Source organism: Aequorivita todarodis, from assembly GCF_028561335.1.
Classification (GTDB): Bacteria; Bacteroidota; Bacteroidia; order Flavobacteriales; family Flavobacteriaceae; genus Aequorivita; species Aequorivita todarodis.
On the sequence record NZ_JAQQTG010000005.1, the window covers coordinates 1 to 14,811 of the forward strand.

At 39.5% G+C, this 14,811-nt stretch carries 10 protein-coding genes and 2 rRNA genes; 5 read left to right on the forward strand and 7 right to left on the reverse strand.

Annotation, left to right across the window (positions count from 1 at the left end):
• Both POV26_RS01810 and rrf read left to right on the forward strand, forming a co-directional pair.
• A 23S ribosomal RNA gene (locus POV26_RS01810) occupies positions 1-197 on the forward strand; the annotation flags it as partial.
• Between the two features lie 145 nt (positions 198-342).
• Positions 343-452, forward strand: a 5S ribosomal RNA gene (gene rrf, locus POV26_RS01815).
• 118 nt (positions 453-570) lie between these two features.
• Here the strand turns inward: rrf and POV26_RS01820 are convergent.
• Together POV26_RS01820 and POV26_RS01825 are read right to left on the reverse strand one after the other, a co-directional pair.
• Positions 571-1,323 carry a LytR/AlgR family response regulator transcription factor gene (locus tag POV26_RS01820; RefSeq protein ID WP_272854784.1) on the reverse strand — a complete coding sequence of 251 codons (753 nt, stop codon included), beginning with the start codon at positions 1,321-1,323 and terminating at the stop codon, positions 571-573.
• Between the two features lie 82 nt (positions 1,324-1,405).
• The gene (locus POV26_RS01825) at positions 1,406-3,577 is read right to left on the reverse strand and encodes a sensor histidine kinase (protein ID WP_272854785.1); all 2,172 of its coding nucleotides are present in this window, start codon (positions 3,575-3,577) and stop codon (positions 1,406-1,408) included.
• Between the two features lie 314 nt (positions 3,578-3,891).
• On the opposite strand from POV26_RS01825, the gene POV26_RS01830 reads away from it, so the two are divergent.
• From POV26_RS01830 to POV26_RS01840, 3 genes are all read left to right on the forward strand, one after another.
• Positions 3,892-5,019 (forward strand): hypothetical protein, encoded by a 1,128-nt coding sequence (locus POV26_RS01830; protein WP_272854786.1) that lies wholly within the window; start codon positions 3,892-3,894, stop codon positions 5,017-5,019.
• A gap of 285 nt (positions 5,020-5,304) precedes the next feature.
• A complete protein-coding gene (locus POV26_RS01835; RefSeq protein ID WP_272854787.1) occupies positions 5,305-6,423 on the forward strand; it encodes a T9SS type A sorting domain-containing protein in 1,119 nt (372 codons plus the stop codon).
• A 264-nt stretch (positions 6,424-6,687) separates the two neighbouring features.
• Positions 6,688-7,788 carry a T9SS type A sorting domain-containing protein gene (locus POV26_RS01840; protein ID WP_272854788.1) on the forward strand — a complete coding sequence of 367 codons (1,101 nt, stop codon included), beginning with the start codon at positions 6,688-6,690 and terminating at the stop codon, positions 7,786-7,788.
• Positions 7,789-7,846: 58 nt separating this feature from the next.
• On the opposite strand, the gene POV26_RS01845 is transcribed toward POV26_RS01840, so the two are convergent.
• The 5 genes from POV26_RS01845 to POV26_RS01865 all read right to left on the reverse strand — a co-directional run bounded on the left by POV26_RS01845 (position 7,847) and on the right by POV26_RS01865 (position 14,511).
• Positions 7,847-8,071: a DUF6095 family protein gene (locus POV26_RS01845; RefSeq protein ID WP_045079756.1), complete on the reverse strand. Its 225-nt coding sequence runs from the start codon at positions 8,069-8,071 to the stop codon at positions 7,847-7,849.
• Between the two features lie 52 nt (positions 8,072-8,123).
• Positions 8,124-8,933, reverse strand: a complete 810-nt coding sequence (murQ, locus tag POV26_RS01850; RefSeq protein WP_272854789.1) for an N-acetylmuramic acid 6-phosphate etherase — start codon at positions 8,931-8,933, stop codon at positions 8,124-8,126.
• An 80-nt stretch (positions 8,934-9,013) separates the two neighbouring features.
• Entirely contained in the window at positions 9,014-9,814 is an 801-nt protein-coding gene (locus POV26_RS01855) for a DUF4249 domain-containing protein (protein WP_272854790.1), read from the reverse strand.
• Positions 9,815-9,818: 4 nt separating this feature from the next.
• Positions 9,819-12,203 carry a TonB-dependent receptor gene (locus POV26_RS01860; RefSeq protein ID WP_272854791.1) on the reverse strand — a complete coding sequence of 795 codons (2,385 nt, stop codon included), beginning with the start codon at positions 12,201-12,203 and terminating at the stop codon, positions 9,819-9,821.
• A 61-nt stretch (positions 12,204-12,264) separates the two neighbouring features.
• Entirely contained in the window at positions 12,265-14,511 is a 2,247-nt protein-coding gene (locus POV26_RS01865; protein WP_272854792.1) for an NADP-dependent isocitrate dehydrogenase, read from the reverse strand.
• Positions 14,512-14,811 lie beyond the last annotated feature (300 nt).

Here is a 14,811-nt window from a genome sequence, read left to right on the forward strand (position 1 = left end):
CACCAGTTGTCCCGCCAGGGGCACCGCTGGGTAGCTACGTCGGGAAGGGATAAGCGCTGAAAGCATATAAGCGCGAAACCCACCACAAGATGAGATTTCTTTAAAGGGCCGTGGGAGACTACCACGTTGATAGGCCGCAGGTGCAAGGGCAGCAATGTCCCAGCCGAGCGGTACTAATAGCCCGTAAGCTTATGTACGGCCTCCCCCCGGCCCCCTCCCAAGGAGGGGGAGCAACTCAGACTTGCTACCGGGGGCGGCGAACTCTTTTTTTAAGTAAAGTTCGCTTTTCTTCTATTGTTTGTTTTCNCAGTGGTTCCCCCTTCGGGGGCTAGGGGGCAGATTTAAGGTGGCTATAGCGACGGGGCTCACCTCTTACCATTCCGAACAGAGAAGTTAAGCCCGTTTGCGCCGATGGTACTGCTATCCAGTGGGAGAGTAGGTCGCCGCCTTCCTTTAAGGGCCCAACCAATTATTTGGTTGGGTCTTTTTTTTTTGGGGTAAAGTGAAGTTGTCTGGGTTAATTTATTGGAATATGTAAATTTTCGATTGTAGATGGTAAAGTTCCAAAAATTATGAAAAGTCCAAATTCATTTTTTCTAAAAATTCATTTCGTTTCAACCTTGATATTGGCACAGAATAGTTATCAGACATTTTAACGTCGCCGCCATCAGCTTTAGAATAGCTTACTATATGTTTTAAATTGATGAGGTGGGATTGATGAATGCGAAAAAAATGAGAACTGCTTATGCGCTCTTCAATATTTTTTAAGGTTTTGGAGACTAATATCGTTTTTCCTCCCGTAACAAAAATTTTTGTGTAATTTGAGTCGGCCTGGCAACGGATGATATTTTCTAAACTATAAAATTCAAAACCTTCTAGGGTGGGGACGGCAATTTTATCATCTTCTAAAGCTCCTTTTTTTAACAACTTTAAAATATTCCGCAATTCCAATTCGGCGAATTTTTCGGGTCTTTCCGAAATTCTGTCTAAGGTTTCAATTAAGGATTTTTTTGAAATGGGTTTTAATAAATAGTCGAATGCATAATATTTGAAAGCTCTGATGGCGTATTGATCATAGGCCGTTACAAAAATAATTTGAAAATTTATTTTTGATAATTGATCCAATATTTCAAAACCGGAAAACCACGGCATTTCAATATCGAGAAACAGAATATCTGGTTGTTTTTCTTCAATTAGTTGAACGGCCTTTCTTGCATCACTGCACTTGGCAATTACTTCAATATTCTTGTTTACTTGATTAATTTCATATTCAAGAATATCCAGACTATTTGGTTCGTCATCTATTAATATTGCTTTTTTCATCTGTGCAGGATATTGGAGAAGACTGAAGCTGTCAATTTCAAATCACTCATTTGGGTTATTAAGTACTATTCCAAAAGTATTTCTAAACTGTTATAAATTCAATAATTACGCGTGTTCCAGAGGATTTTCCTTCGCCATCAAATAAATCTATAATTTTGAAGGTACTCTTCAAATTATAAAGTTCGGATAATTTTTTCAGTCTTTCATGGGTTATTTTAATTCCTAAACTGGTTTTAAGTGGTTTATTTTTGGTGATTTCCTGCGCCATTTTCCTCCCTATTCCATTGTCTGTGATAATACATTGAACAGTTTTGTTCTTTCTTAAAAATTCAATGGACAGATTTCTATTGTCTTCTTTATGCATCAAACCGTGCCAAATTGCATTTTCAATAAATGGTTGTACAATCATTGGCGGAATTAAAAAATCTTTTGGAATTTGTTCGTCCACTTTAAGGGTATAGTCAAAAGAATTTCTAAACCGGAGTTTTTCAATTTCAATATAAGCGATTAGCGTTTCAATTTCTTCATTCAATGGAATTAAGGATTGTTTTGAATTTTCCAGTACTTGCCGAATCAATGTGGAAAATAGTGTAATAAAATCCGTTGTTTCCTCCTTCGTTTTCATTGTAGCAAAATATTTTATGCTATTGAGTGTGTTGAAAATGAAATGTGGGTTTATTTGCGATCTTAATGCCTTGGCTTCAAGTTCAGTCAGCTTTTTATCAAAGGCCGATTTCAGTTCGGCATTTTTCCGATTTCTTTTATTTTGAAATTCCCTTATTGAAAATCCCGCAACGAAAACAAAAAGCAAAATACTCGGAAGAAAATAAATAGATTTGTAAAAGGGCTGGAAGATTTCAAAAGATATAGTTTGTCTGGCCAATTCTTTGTTTTTACCCTTAGCTTTAATTTGTATAGTATGTGTGCCGTGCTCTAAATTAAAAAAAGTTAGTTTATTGCTTTGTTTTGGGATTTGCCATGCCCCACCGTCTATTTTATATTGATAATTTACCGAATTATATAGGTATGGCTTGGTAACACTGTACACCAATTCAATATTATTTTCATCATTTTCAAGTCTTAGTTTTTTGTAACCATCTAAGGGTGGCCGGTATTTCAATATTCCGTTTACATTTACCGAGGCAATATCAAGTATATGTTTGAAGTGTTTGTTCGCTTTAATAATAGGTTTGGTTGTGCGAAACAGTCTTCCCCATTTCCCGGTCCACGCATAGCCACTTCTATCTGTATCTATGAATGCGCCATCTTCTTCAATTACATAGGGTGTGTTCAAAAAAGTATATTTTTTGTTCAACCGGTTAAATAGGCCAAATCCAATTCCGGAAACATTTACCAAACTAAGGCTATCATTAAGCTTTATAGCTGCACGAATAACATTGTATTGCCATCCATTACCTTTCGAGGTGTTTGTGTGATAGTCGGTAAATTGTTTTGTGTTGAAATTAAATTCTACCATTCCCATTCCGTAGGATGGCATTAATAATATGCTATCGTAGCGTTCTCCCGAAAAATAGTAGTGGCTGTAATCCCAAACTTGCGTAGTGGATATGTATTGTTCTGTTTTTCCAGACTTTAGTTTTATTTTGTAAAACCCATCTCCCATCGCAGTCCAGACGTTTCCAATTTCTACATTTGGCATAATAGTATTCACATTTTTACTGCTCATACGCCAGCCGTAATCTACACCATCATTTAAAAACCCCTTTATTATACTGTCTGTATTTGAATTTATCAAATAGATTCCATTGGCGGTCCCCACGTACAGCGTATCGTTTGATTTTTCAAAAAGAGTAATATAGTTTCTATAATTTTGGTCAGTAACGGAACTGTCCAAAACAATTTTTTTTGCTTCAGGAGTGGCTAGATTGATCTTGTACAGTGCCCTTCTGCTGCCATACCAAATGAGGCTATCATTCTCAACATAAAAACAAGTCCCGAATTCATTTCCAAATTTCAGATGATACTTCGTTGCGAGATAATCTGTAACATTAATGACACTGTAGCCGTTGTAACGGTATAGACCTGTGCTAATTACGGCCCAAATTATGCCGTTTTCATCTTCGTAAATTTGTTCGGCAGACTCCCTTAGCGTTAAACCATCGTCATCCTCAATTTTAACCTGCTCAAACCGTATGTTTTCAAAATTGCTATATATCTCTTCTTGGCATTGCATCACTAAAGTGAAAAGCCAGAGAAATATGGTGAGTGCAATATGGGCGTTTGCAGGTTTCATTTCTACAAATATGGTAAAATCTTTTTTATTGAAAATCAGTTGTTATTATAGAGCGTTCTATTTCAAGGTTTTGGCGTGTGCCAATTAGTAACTGTAATTAATTGAAAAAGCTAGTGGTTTTTCTTTTTTTTCGAAAAAAAAATCCTTTTGGATTATATATGGGAAAGTGTTACGCATACTAATTGATGCCTACCATATAACAGTAAGATACAGCCGTATGCTAATTGGCATCCTTTAAAATTGCCTAAAAACAATAGATTTAAAAAAACTATTCCCTTTTTAAGCACTCGTTAGAAATTTTTTAAAACAAAATCATGGAGAAATTTATAATCATTTTATTTATCATTTTCTCTTGGGAAAGCTTTTCCCAAGTGGGTATAGGTACTACAACACCGGAGGCATCGTTAGATATTCGATCCTCTAACCAAACCGCACCGCTCAATACTGACGGTCTGTTGATTCCAAAAATAGATGTATTTCCTACAGTCAATCCCACAGCTCAGCAACAAGGTATGATGGTGTACTTAAACACAACAGTTGGTAGTAATTTGCCAGGGTTTTATTATTGGGACAACCCAACTACAACTTGGATACCGTTTACATCAGCTTTTAATGGATATTGGAGCCGAGATACTTCGGGTTATTTATTCCCCAATATTCCAAACGACCGAGTTGAAATAGAAAACAACACTGATGCCACCGGGGTGCCAGGAACGGGAGCTTTTGAGATAGCAAATTCACTTCGGATTGACGAAAATGAAATTGTTACAAATACAAATTCTGAGCTTTTTTTGCAAAATGGCAATAATGGTGATTTGAGCGTTGACAACAACTCATTGTTTGTAGATGCAAGTACAAATCGTGTTGGTGTCCGCACTATTTTACCTACTGCCAATCTGCATGTAAACGGTAATGTAAGGATTGTGGATGGCACACAGGCAACCGGAAGAGTGCTAACCTCAAGCGCTAATGGAACGGCTTCCTGGAGAGCACAGAGTATTGATAACATAACGGGAAATGTAGTTGGAAACGGGGTAAATATTCCATACACCACTACCAATTATTTACAGACAGGATCAAGAATTGTTCTGCCTCCTGGCAGGTTTGCTGTTAATGTTACTATGCTTATTTATCCCAGCAATCCTCCTTCGCCAAATGACTCTTCCTTTTGGTTGCGCACTACGTTTTCGGATAATGGTGGAGCGAATCCATCACCGTCAGCATATATAGAAGGCTCACCATTAATAAGTGGAAGTTTATCAGGTTCTAGCAATTATGGATTGGTAACTGGAACAATTATAATTAACAATACAACGGGAGCAAACAGAACATATTATTATGTGGCGGGAAACACCGAAATTGTAAATACAGCAGACTCAATCATATTTTTTGGGGGTACTACTTGGGATGAAGATACTATTATTGCATATCGCTTAAACTAACTCCTGGAATGTAGTTGTATAATTAGCCGTTTTGTTTGATTGCACATTAAAAAATAATTTCAAAAATTAGTTTAATAGCTTAATTCTCCGAATACTAACCCAAATCTACCAATTGCTTTCAATAGAAATACCGAGACTAATCCGCTTCCAGTTTCACAATTTAAAACCAATACTTTTGATTTATAGAGGGCTTAAAATCAACTATTATAATTATGGTTGAATGGCAAATTTAAAGAAGCATTCAAAGTTTCAGGAATCAAAATGTTTAACTAAAAAATTATCAAAATGAAACAGAAAGACACCATCAACAGTTTAAATAAAATAAAAATATTTCTATCGTTCGCTATATTTTTATTTTTGGGAAGTGCAATAACTTATGCCCAGGATAAAGGCTTTGTCCATACAGCAACGGCAGCAAATATAACTGGAGCGACTACAACCATAGACAATCCAGAACTAAACGGAAATCCCAATGCCAAGGTTATGTTTTGCCAGCGAGGGGGCGGTGCAGAGAACGATAACCCCACGGGAATCTATTATAATACAGCTACAAGCAAATGGGCTATATTTAATGAAAATCAAGTAGATATGGCAAATGGCGCAAAGTTCAATATCTATATTGCCGATGATAGTGTAGTAACTACACATATAGCCGATGCTTCCAATACAACAAATTTCCATACTGAACTTGACGGTTTTCTTTCAGAGGACTATCTTTTCTTTAATAACTATTGGAACCCTAACGGAACTTACAATCCTTATGTTTATGGTACTTACTTCTCGAACCCTATTGATAAAAGAATATTATACGTAGAAAGCTTGGAGGAAATACCATTGGGCGTGGCATTTAAAATAATGAAGGGGATAGGCACTTCTGCAATACGAGGCAGTGAGGTATCTATACCTAGCAATATTGACGGCAATTCAATGGAATTAGACCACCCCGCCCTCAATAATAATCCAGATGCGGTATTTTTATACAGCCATTATTATGGAATTGGCGGTAATTCTACATATTTGCCATACGTAACCCGTGCAATTTATCATCAGCCCACTAACCGTTGGAGGATTTATGCGTATGGGGCTGGAGGCTTTTTCCCTGAAGGTGTCTGGATTGATTTTATAATCCCAGATGAAATACTTGGAACGGAAAATATAACAAGCCCTAGTAGCAAAATAGCCATTTTCCCAAATCCTGCAAAGGATATCGTGAACATTTCGACACAGGAGGAAATTACGTCTATACAAGTTTATAATATAACAGGACAACAAGTATTAACATTGGAAAATGAAGACCAAAATTTAAATTCGGTTGATGTTTCAAGTTTGGAAAAAGGCGTTTACCTTCTTAAAATTGAAGCACAAAATAACATGCGTTCTTCCCATAAATTAATAAAACAGTAGATAACTTGATTGAATAGCCGCGGTTAATGGCCAATTTTATAAAAATTTCCTTTTACAAAACCGCTTTCCTTTAAAAGCCCAATCAATAAACCGGTTGGGCTTTTTACGATGGAAAATGAGATTTCATTGCGGCAATAGCGTATGAAATGGATACATTTTTATCTTTAGAAAAAACCGTCTTTTTCAAGAAAGTTTAAAACCAAAAAAAAATGTTGTTTGCTTAAGAATTTATCCATAACTTACTTAAATCTAAATCAACTACTTATGAAAAAAACTACTTTACTTAAAAACATTTTTGCACTTCTATTTCTTTTCAGTGCATTTTCACTTTTTGCGCAAGAACGCATAGCTGTGATCAATGGTGGGAAGGTAAAACTGCTTGACCCAGACAATGGTGCCATTATCGATCCTTCGTTTATTTCCTTAAATGGAGGGACACCAAAGGCATTGGCCCAAGTGGATGACGAAATTTGGATCACCTATCAACTTGGTGATATAATAGAGCGTTACGACCTGAATGGAACCTTTCTTTCTTCTATTGATAGTGGCCTGGATAACATACGGGGCATAAATATCGTAAATGGGGAGGTATGGGTATGTAATTCGGGAACCAACAACGGAGCTCCGGGCGATGCCATAGTCCGCTTTGACTTTGAAGGAAATAACTTGGGTTTTTTCCTGACAACGCCCGAATCTGAATCACCCTTCGATGTTATAGACGCCGGTAGTGGCGAAGTATATATTTCGTACAGTGGCACTGATAATATTGAAAGGCGTGACTATACCGGTGCCTTTTTAGGGAATATCGTGGACTCGGGCGTGGTAAATTTTATTCAGCAAATAGCGATTGAGGAACCCGATATGATCCTGGCCGCCGTATTCAGTACAATATCTGGTGGCAATCAGAATGGCCTGTACCGCTTTTCTGAAACGGATGGCTCTATTCTTGACTATTGGAGTTTGGGAAATTTGAGGGGTGTGGCAACACTGGACAACGGTGAAATTTTATGGGCCAGTGCAGCAGGGGTTAGCCGTTTAGACCCTAATACGGGAGTTAGTGTATTGATAAGTGGTGGTAATTCTCATTATTTTGGAAGACTGGATTTCAATACGGTAGGAGTTGATGAATTTAACGAAGACAATTTCAGTTTTTATCCAAACCCCACACAGGGCTTACTGAATTTAAAATATTCTGCCGATATTTCTGAAATAACGGTAAGAAATGTCTTGGGACAGCAACTTTTTGAGGCTTATCCACAATCAAAGGAAGCAGCAATAGATATTTCAACATTGCCTGTGGGTACTTATCTTGTAACTATATATTCATCGAGTACCTCGAAAACCATCCGAATTGTGAAAGAATAATTTATTTATGGAATTTAATATAGAAAAAGACTGTCCAAAAAGGATGGTCTTTTTTAATTTAAAAAATAGATTTCAAAATAGTATTTATTCCTTTAAAGCAAAGATAAATTGCGCCCGCACCGGCTATAATTCCAAAGAAAAGAAACACGAAAAACATAAATGTTTCTTTGTTCAAAAAAGATAATGTAAGTAAATAAGGGCTTAAAAAAAGTAACGGCAAGGCAAAGGCCAAGAATTTTAAACCTTTTTTTAATAAGTCGAAATCTGTATGCTCTTTACCCATTTTTTATGTGTTAAGTGTTAAGCATTATGTGTTAAGCGTTAAGGGTTATGTGTTATGTGTTGCGAGTGATGGCGTTTCGAACGGATTTGTATTTTTTCAATAAGGCCTGTGCCTCTTCCTCAGAAACCTTTAATTCTTCCATAATCATCCGCACGCCACGGTCCACGAGCTTGTTGTTGCTCAATTGCATATCCACCATTTTGTTTCCTTTAACCCTTCCCAATTGAACCATTGCAGTAGTAGAAATCATATTGAGGACTAATTTTTGGGCGGTCCCCGCCTTCATTCGGGAGCTTCCGGTAACAAACTCGGGTCCGACGGTTACAACCACTGGAAGTACTGCGGTATTTGCCAATGGACTTCCTTCATTACAAGTAATACAGCCTGTTGGGATGTTTTTTTCATTACATTTCTTCAACGCGCCAATTACGTAGGGCGTAGTACCGGAAGCCGCAATACCAATTACAATATCTTTTTCTGAAATGTTTTCCTTTTGAAGATCTTCCCAACCCTGATTTTCGGAATCTTCTGCGAATTCTACGGCTTTCCGGATTGCGGTATCTCCACCGGCTATCAAACCAATAACCAAATCGTGCGGTACACCGAAGGTTGGCGGGCATTCACTGGCATCAACAATTCCCAAGCGGCCGCTGGTGCCTGCGCCTATGTAAAACAACCTTCCGCCGGCCCTTAATTTTTCAACTACTTTTTCAGTGAGTTTCTCTATCTGGGGAAGTGATTTTTCCACAGCATAGGCAACGGTCTTGTCTTCGTTATTGATATTTTGAAGCAATTCGGAGACGCTCATTTTTTCCAAATGATTGTATTTTGAATCGGTCTCGGTTGTTTTTGTGAAAGTCATATTTTTCATTATTGAGACGCACGTCCGTGCGCCTTTACTGAGACGCACGTCCGTGCGCCTGTACGCTAAGATATGATATTTTATTGAACGGTATAGCTTAGTGTGGAAACTTCAGAAACCCTAAAATATCCCAACGGGAAATTATCCGGGCTCGTTTCATTTACAATATTTCCACGAACGGTTGCGGGCTGCGTTTCAAACGGACCTCCGCCTTGGTCGCTGGTTTGTTGCAAAAGAATAAACATAAAGTTGTAATATGCTTCACTTACGCCGTAAATGTTGAATTGCACCTCGTCTCCCGGCGCCAAGTCTTCCACTAAATAATATCCAAAAATAGTGTTTCCGTCAAAAAATTCATCATTGTAAACATCGAGCACATCTCCTCTTTCTGACAGTCCCTCAAAAAAGTAGAAATTTCGCTGTCCCTGCGGATCCGTGAAAAACGCTTTCAATTCAATATCCTCTCCCGTAAAGCCACCGTCATTCCTTTGCTCAACAAATTCCAATGGCGCAACTGAATAAAGGGTTTCGGTAGCCGTATAGGTTTCATTTTGGTAAATTATCCGCAATGTGTATTCTGTGTTTAACCGCGGTGTCAAATCGGCTCTGTAAACGCCATTTTGGGTATAAATGAACGGATAAACCTCGCCGTTTTCGTCGGTAATGGTTATTTCGGCATCAGTAACAAACGGCACGTTGTTATCAAAAAACGGAGCCGTGGTGGTCAATCTAACTGCTGAACTGGCGTTACCATCCTGCCAACGGTTCAGGTTGGCCTCTACTACCAGGCGCGGCGGTGCGTCGTTGAGTTCCACATCTATGACATCTTCACAGGAAGAAAAAATTCCGAAGAAAATCACCAATAAAAATAACTTCTTCATACGTTTAAAATTTAAAATTGTAGGTTACCGAAGGTATTATCCCAAAAATAGACAGCCGAACTGCTTCATTTTGTCCAATATCCGTATTCTCTCGAAACGATATTGAAGCCGCATTTTTACGGTTGTAAACGTTATAGATACTAAAAACCCATTCCCCTTTCCATCGTTTGGTACTTTCCGGTTTCGGCGTCCAAGTGGCAGAAAAATCCAATCGGTTAAAGGAGGAAAGTCGGCTGCTGTTCCGTGCTTCGTAAACCGGCACGATCACACCGTTGTACTGATACTGCCCTTCGGGATAAGTGGTGGGTATGCCAGTTTGAAATATAAAATTGGCGCCAAAGGACCATTTTTTTGATAGCTCGTATTGGCCCGTTACTGAAATATCGTGCGTTTTGTCCCAAGGCGAGTTGTACCATTCGCCATTGTTTATTCCACTTTCGGCAGACGTTCTTCCAGGTGTTCGTTGCTCACTTTTAGAAAGGGTATAGGAAAGCCAGCCCTGTAATTTGCCCGTTGTTTTTTTGAAAAGCAGCTCCAGCCCGTAGGCTCTTGCCTCCCCGTTTAAGAGAATTTGTTCCACCGCGTTGTTGGCAATTAAGTCTGCATCATCTACGTAATCCAGCCGGTTTTTAACTTCTTTGTAAAAGGTTTCCACTTCGAGGGAATAATTTTTGAAATTTCTGAAATACCCCAAAGCCACTTGATCTGCCAATTGTGGCTCAATGTATTTTCCGCTGGGCGCATAAATGTCAAATGGCGTAGGCGATGTGGTGTTACTGATTAAGTGAATGTACTGCGCCATCCTATTATAGCTGGCTTTGATGGAGGAATCGTCATTCAGCAAATAGGAAATGGCAAAACGCGGCTCCAGATTGGCGAACGATTTTATGGTCTCGCTTCTGCTGAATGAAACGGTATCGATGGGCGTCGCTTTCTGATAAATATCCAAGCTTTCATTATAAATTATAGGATTATCATTTTCATAAAGAAATAGTTCGTCTTGCCCCAAACGGTTAAAAGTGGACAGACGAAGCCCGGCCTGCACCGAAATTTTATCTGAAACAGCTATTTCGGCATCAACATACGCTGCGTTTTCCCAAGCGTACTTATCGGTAAGTTTAAAAGGATTTATCCCCGAATCTTCCGTAGTTGGCGTTACGTCACCCGGATTGAATTTGTAATAAATGCTGTTGATGCCGTAGCGCAAATCTATATTGTTTGAGATGTAGTGGGTGAAATCGTATTTCAAATTAAAATTTCGAATGCCGCTATCAAAATCGAACTCGACAAATTTCAGCTCCAAACCATAATAATAATCTGAATATATCAGCGATAGGTTTGAAAACAGTTTATCAGAAAAAAGATGGTTCCAGCGAAGGTTCAATGTTGTATTTCCGAAGCTATTCGCAAAACTGTCCGATATTTCAAAAACATCCCTTCCGAAGTAACCGGACAAATAAAGGCGGTTGTTATCGTTGAGATTGTAACTAAGTTTGGCGTTCAAATCATAGAAATAGGCAATGTTATCATTGTCAAACAACGGTAGGAAAAGGTGGGCATAGCTGCTTCTTCCCCCAATTAAAAACGAGGCTTCATCTTTTTTTATTGGCCCTTCCAAGAGCAATCGGCTGGCAACCAAACCAATGCCTCCGCTGGCGTGATATTCCCGCTTGTTGCCATCTTTTTGATAGATATCCAAAACCGAGGAAATCCGTCCGCCGTAACGTGCGGGAATGCCTCCTTTGTAAAGCGTCAAGTCCTTAATTGCATCGGGATTAAAAACCGAAAAGAACCCGAACAAATGCGAAGAATTATAAAGCGTGGCTTCATCCAAAAGAATCAGATTTTGGTCTGCCGCCCCGCCGCGAACGTTGAAACCGCTGGCGCCCTCGCCCGCACTCGTAACTCCGGGAAGCAACGTTATTGCTTTGATAACGTCAACTTCGCCCAAAACTACAGGAATTTTTTTAATAGTGGTCGTGGAAAGGGTATTGGTGCTCATCTGCGAGCTGCGGATGTTCAATCTTTCGTTATTTGCTTCAATTACAACTTCGTCCAGACTTTCGGTATCCGTTGTTAAGGACAAATCTTTTTTAACATTTTCGGAAAGGGAAATCCGTACTTTTTGGGGCGCAAAACCAATGCTGCTGTACACAATTTCATATTCGCCTTTCGGAAGTGTAATGGAGTAATAACCATACTGGTTTGTAACCGTGCCCGTTTGAAGGGAAGGAACGATAACATTTACGCCAATAAGGGTTTCCCCGGTATCTTCTTCGGAAATGGTACCGCTAAGCGTGAATTTTTCCTGCGCGAAGAGTCCCGTGCTTCCCACCAAAGAAGTAAGACCTAAGATTATGAGAAAAGTAAATATGTATTTCAGTTGCATATTTGGAATGGGGTAAAAAAAACCTCCAGCAAAGCTGAAGGTCTATAAAACGGTCTGATTTTTATTTTATTTCAGCCACGGCTGACAGGTCTGCCAGTATTTTATTAAAAGTGGTGCTGGGTCTCATTGCCTCATAAACCAGTTTTTCCGTAGGCTCGTAATAGCCGCCTATGTTTACGGGATGGCCTTGCACCGCTATCAATTCATCATTTATTCTGGCTTCGTTTTCTTTCAAGGCCTTGGCAATTGGCGTGAAGATATTTTTCAATTCTGAGTCTTTATCCTGTTTTGAAAGTGCTTCCGCCCAATACATGGCCAAATAGAAATGGCTGCCGCGATTGTCCAGTTCGTTTACCTTTCGGGACGGGGATTTGCTGTTTTCCAAATATTTCTCCGTGGCTTCGTCAAGGGCATCTGCCAAAACAATTGCTTTTGGATTGTCATATTTCGAACCCAAATGTTCCAAGGAAACTGCCAATGCCAAAAATTCGCCCAAGGAATCCCAACGCAGGTGGTTTTCTTCCAAAAATTGCTCAACGTGCTTAGGGGCGGAACCTCCGGCACCTGTTTCAAAAAGACCTCCGCCGTTCATTAAAGGAACGATGGAAAGCATTTTTGCGCTCGTGCCCAATTCAAGGATAGGGAAGAGGTCAGTTAAATAATCGCGAAGCACATTTCCCGTAACCGAAATAGTATCTTTTCCAGCTTTTACGCGTTCCAAGGTATATTCAGTAGCTTTTTCTGGGGAAAGGATTTTTATTTCAAGACCCTCGGTATTGTGTTCGGGCAGGTATTTGTTTACTTTTTTAATGAGCTCGGCATCGTGGGCACGATTTTCATCCAACCAGAAAACGGCCGGGTTTCCGGTTGCGCGGGCACGCTCCACTGCAAGTTTAACCCAATCCTGAACGGGTAAATCCTTTACTTGGCACATTCTCCAAATATCTCCTTTTTCAACCGTGTGCTCGATAATCACTTTTCCGGAAGCATCCAAAACCTGTACTTTTCCATCCTTAGAAATTTCAAAAGTCTTGTCGTGGCTACCGTATTCCTCTGCTTTTTGGGCCATCAAGCCTACGTTTGGAACCGTGCCCATCGTGGTTGGGTCAAAGGCGCCGTGCTTTTTGCAGAATTCGATTGTGGTTTCGTAAACGCCAGCGTAACTGCTATCTGGAATTACGGCTTTGGTATCGTGGGGTTTCCCATCGGGTCCCCACATTTGGCCCGAATTGCGAATCATTGCCGGCATGGAGGCATCGATAATTACATCGCTTGGCACGTGTAGGTTGGTAATGCCCTTGTCGCTGTTAACCATTGCCAAATCTGGGTTTTCGGCCATTATCTTTTTAATGTCCTGCAGAATAGCATCCCTTTCATATTCGTTCAATTCGGAAAGTTTGTTTTCCAAATCGCCCAATCCATTGTTGGCATCTACTCCCAATTTTTTAAAGGTATCTGCATATTTTTTGAATAAATCATCAAAATAAACTTTTACGGCATACCCAAAAATAATCGGGTCGCTCACTTTCATCATCGTTGCCTTTAGATGCACCGAAAATAAAACCTTCTTTTCTTTCGCATCTTTAACCTGTTCCTCCAAAAAAGAAACCAAGGCCTTTTTGCTCATCACCGTAGCGTCGATGATTTCGCCTTTTAAAACTTTTAGGTTATCTTTTAGAACGGTTTTATTGCCATCATTTCCCACCAAAACAATACTCAAGGTATCATCGGCAGCCATAGTCAATGATTTTTCATTGTGGAAGAAATCGCCGTGCTGCATCGTGGCCACGTGGCTTTTGCTATTGCTGCTCCAAGCGCCCATACTGTGCGGATGCTTTTTCGCGTAGTTTTTTACGGCCTTTGGGGCGCGGCGGTCGCTATTTCCTTCGCGGAGCACTGGGTTTACGGCACTTCCTTTTACTTTGTCATATTTGGCTTTAATTTCTTTTTCTTCGGAAGTAGTAGCGGTATCGGGATAATCTGGAATCTTGAATCCTTTCTTTTGAAGTTCCTCAATTGCTTCATTTAGCTGCGGAAGGGAGGCGCTAATATTTGGAAGCTTTATGATGTTTGCCTCCGGGGTTTTTGCCAATTCACCCAACTCTGCCAAATCATCATTCACGCGCTGCTCTTCCGTGAGAAATTCGGGAAAGACCGCCAAAATTCTTGCCGCCAGCGAAATATCGCGACTTTCGAGCTCTATGTTTGCGGGGGAAGTAAATGCTTGGACAATAGGTAAAAAAGAATGGGTTGCCAAAGCCGGTGCCTCATCGGTTTTGGTATATATAATTTTGGAAGATTTTGTCATTGAAGTGTTTTTTTGAATGGAATATTTGAAATTTAAGGAATGCAAATATAGCGATTTGGAGGGGCTTTTGAAAGGAGTTTATAAGTTTAGGAAGTTTAAAAGTTGAGGGGTTTAAAAGTTTAAGAGTTGAGGGAAATTGAAAAACTGATGCGAGTATTCAGACCTGAACGTTTGGGAGTGTTCAATTAACTGTGTCATCCTATTTTATTCTATCACTAAAATAAGCATTCAAATCATTTTGTATAGCTGACCAATGAAAAATTTGTCCATTCCATCTGGTCTGGGCATTCATTATTGCTA